A 3,543-nucleotide genomic window follows, 5' to 3' on the forward strand; every position below is an offset into this window, starting at 1 on the left:
CCCCACCAACGAGTGGGGTTATCCTCCCAGGGCTCGCGCACCGCCGTCGACACGCCGGTGTCCGTCAAGGCGCGCGGCGGGGGGCGGACCACCGGGTAGGTGCCCCTGGCCAAAACCACGGCGGGCGCCTCCACCCCACGAGGCGCCTCCACCTCCACCACGTCCCGGCAGCGCCAGATGGCGCAGCGATCCTCGTCGCACAGGGGCACCACGCAGCTCGGGTCCGCGCGCGCCTCCTCCCACGAGTACACGGCTTCGAGTGCCTCGTCGTCCTCTTGCACGAAGGGTGTCGAGGTCGCACACGCCGTCAGCAGCACGGCCAGCAGCGCCAACCCACGGGGGAAGTGCGTCAAGCCCATGCGGCCCATGTTACCGGCGATGGCCACCACCGGCATTGCGTGGAAGGTAGTGCGGTTGATGCCCCTGGCCGTGCTCAAGGGCTGAGTTCGCCTGAAAAACCGGAAGGGAGAAGGACTCGACTGGAGCCCTCCTCCCCTCACTGGTGACGGACCCTTTCCCTCGGGGAAAGAGTCGGGGCGGGGGCATCTTGCCTGGCCACCCCTCTCGCGCTTTCTGGGTTGCTCGCGCACCGGGCTGCTGCGTCCGGCTGCAAGTGTCCTCAAGGTAGCCGGAACCCCCGCTGGACGCTGTGAAGCGCTTCACAGGCTCGCTGTGAAGCGCTTCACCCCGCATCAGCCGAGTGCCCCCTCGATGGCCTCGACCACACGCTCCGGATCATCGAACCAGGGTCCGTGGCCAGCATCGGGAATCCGTACCATGCGCACCCGGGGGTTCATGGCTGCGACGGCCTCCCCCAGCTCGGGCGTGGCCCAGGCATCCTTCTCTCCCCAGACCAGGGTCGTGGGGACCGAGAGGTCCTTCCAACGGTCGGCGAGCAACAGATTCTTCTTCATCCCCCGCACATCAAAGGCCCGATCGATGAGCGTGAACCAGCTCGGCGTGTTGCGCCGCTGGCTCTCGGTCGCGAGATCCAGGAATTCGTCCGACAGGCGTTCCGGATGCGCCACGAGCAGCTGCGCCCAGAAGGCACGGGTGCTGTCGCGCGTCGGCTTGCTCATCATCCTCCGCACGAGTGTCCTCAGCCCCGGCACCGTCCCGAGGCGCATCTGGAGGGGCAGCGCGCGAGTCACTCCCGCCGGAGAACCTACGAGCACCAGCCGAGGCACTCGCTGCGGATGGGTCAGCGCGAAGTCAGTGGCCCAGAGGCCTCCCATGGAGCTGCCCACGATGGGCACGGACGGGAGTCCCTCTGCATCCAAGATGTCACCGAGGAAGCGCCGCGCGTGCTGCAGCAGGTCCACCCCCTGGTAGTCGAACGGGTCGGCCAAGCCATGTCCTGGCCGATCCACCGCCATCACGCGGTGCTTCCGAGCCAGCGCTGGGAGGAGGTGTCCCCACTGGAAGGCTTCGCCCAGCCCCCCGTGGAGGAGGAGCAGTGGTGGCCCTTCGCCCAGTTCAATCACCTGCGTCGTACCACCCGACCAGCGGACCCGGCGCGTGCGATGTCCCGGCGCGCAGCGGTTGAGATATGCGGCTTGAGCCTGCTCGAAATTCATGGAGCGCAGACTTCCATTTTCAGGACAACGCCGTCACCGGATTCCTCGGGGATGGTGTCGAAACGAGTCCTTTGACACCTTCCCGGGGACACCTTCCCGGGCACATCGATGCGCTGGCGACGACGCAGCTACCCATCCTGGAGGAGTTCCGAGAGGAGCCCACCAGCGGCACTGCCTGGACCACGGGGCGCTCCGCGCGCGAGACGATGGCGGGCAGGCCACCTCGCCGTGAAGCGCTTCACCCCGCCAGGTCCGGCGCGCTGGTGCCCTTTGGAAGCGCGGCTGCCGGCTCGGTGACCCTGCGCCGGCCGAACACGCGCTGCACCACCACGAAGAACAGGGGCACGAAGAAGAGGCCGAGCAGCGTGCCCACCATCATGCCGCCGAGCACCCCCGTGCCGATGGCCCGCTGCGCGCCCGAGCCCGCGCCGATGGCCACCGCCAGCGGCAGCACGCCGAGCCCGAAGGCCAGCGAGGTCATCAGGATGGGCCGCAGGCGCGCACGCACCGCGGCCAGCGTGGCCTCCGTCAACTCCATCCCCTTCTCGAAGTTCTCCTTCGCGAACTCGACGATGAGGATGGCGTTCTTGCTCGACAGGCCCACCGTGGTCAGTAGCGCCACCTGGAAGTAGATGTCGCGCTCCATCCCCCGCAGCGCGCTCGCCAGCACCGTGCCGAGGATTCCCAGCGGCGCCACCAGCAGCACCGCCGTCGGGATGGTCCAGCTCTCGTACATGGCCGCCAGGCAGAGGAACACGATGAGCAGCGAGAGCGTGTAGAGCAGCGGCGTCTGGGCACCCGCCGCGCGCTCCTGGTACGACTGCCCCGTCCACTCGAGCCCCACGCCCCGCGGCAGCTGCGCCACCAGCCGCTCCACTTCCGCCATGGCGTCACCGGAGCTCACACCCGGGGCCGCCTCGCCCATGATCTCCATCGCCGACGCGCCGTTGTAGCGCTCGAGCCGGGGCGAGCCGAACCCCCACCGCGTGCTCGCGAAGCTCAAGAACGGCACCATCTCCCCCTGCCGGTTGCGCACCGACCAGCGCTGGAAGTCCTCGGGCACCATCCGGAACGGCGCGTCCGCCTGGAGGAACACGCGCTTGACGCGGCCACGGTCGATGAAGTCGTCGATGTACTGGCCGCCCCACGCCGTGGAGAGGGTGGCGTTGATGTCCGCCATGGACAACCCGAGCGCACCGGCCTTCGCCACGTCCACGTCGACGCGGAACTGCGGCGTGTCGTCCTGGCCGTTCGGGCGCACGTTGGCGAGCAGCGGGCTCCGCGCCGCGACGCCGAGGAACTGGTTGCGGGCCGCGGTGAGCGCCTCGTGGCCCAGGCCGAGGTTGTCCTTGAGGTAGAAGACGAAACCCGCCGAGGTGCCAAGCTCGGGCATCGCCGGGGGCGGGAACGCGAAGGCGAGCGCGTCCTTGAGCTGGCTCAGCGCCCCCATGGCCCGCCCGGCCACCGCGTTGACGCCGAGCTCGGGGGACTTCCGCTCGGACCAGTCCTTGAGGTTGATGAACGCGATGCCGCTGTTCTGCCCGCTGCCGCCGAAGCTGAAGCCCTGCACGGTGAACAGCGAGTCAACGGTGGCCTTCTCGTCCTCGAGGAAGTGCCGCTCCACCCGCTCGATGACCTTCATGGTGCGCTCCTGCGTCGCGCCCACCGGCGTCTGCACCATGGAGAAGAGGAAGCCCTGGTCCTCCGAGGGCAGGAAGGAGGTCGGCAGCCGCGCGAACAGCACCCCCATCAGCACCACCATGGCGGCGAAGACGAGCATGAAGCGCCGGCTCCGCGAGAGGATGCCCCGCACCGCCCCCTGGTAGCGTATAGGCGGGATAGAGGCCATGTTGAGGGTGAGGGCTGGAGCGCAGGTGCCGAGGAGGAGCGCTGACAGGGGCCGTCCGAGCAGTGAGCCAAGCGGGTGGACAGGCCGCGCAGCCCCTTGAGGTACACGACTGCCCAG

2 protein-coding genes and 1 pseudogene are annotated in these 3,543 nt (G+C 69.0%); all 3 read right to left on the minus strand.

Annotation, left to right across the window (positions count from 1 at the left end):
* Window positions 1–437, minus strand: a pseudogene (locus VF794_RS34090) (hypothetical protein); the annotation flags it as partial.
* Between the two features lie 255 nt (window positions 438–692).
* Window positions 693–1,577, minus strand: a complete 885-nt coding sequence (locus VF794_RS34095; protein ID WP_331117297.1) for an alpha/beta hydrolase — start codon at window positions 1,575–1,577, stop codon at window positions 693–695.
* 238 nt (window positions 1,578–1,815) lie between these two features.
* The coding region (locus VF794_RS34100; RefSeq protein WP_331117298.1) for an efflux RND transporter permease subunit at window positions 1,816–3,543 on the minus strand (1,728 nt) is incomplete at its 5' end.

Source organism: Archangium sp. (assembly GCF_036389735.1).
In the GTDB taxonomy this organism is placed as follows: Bacteria; Myxococcota; Myxococcia; order Myxococcales; family Myxococcaceae; genus Archangium.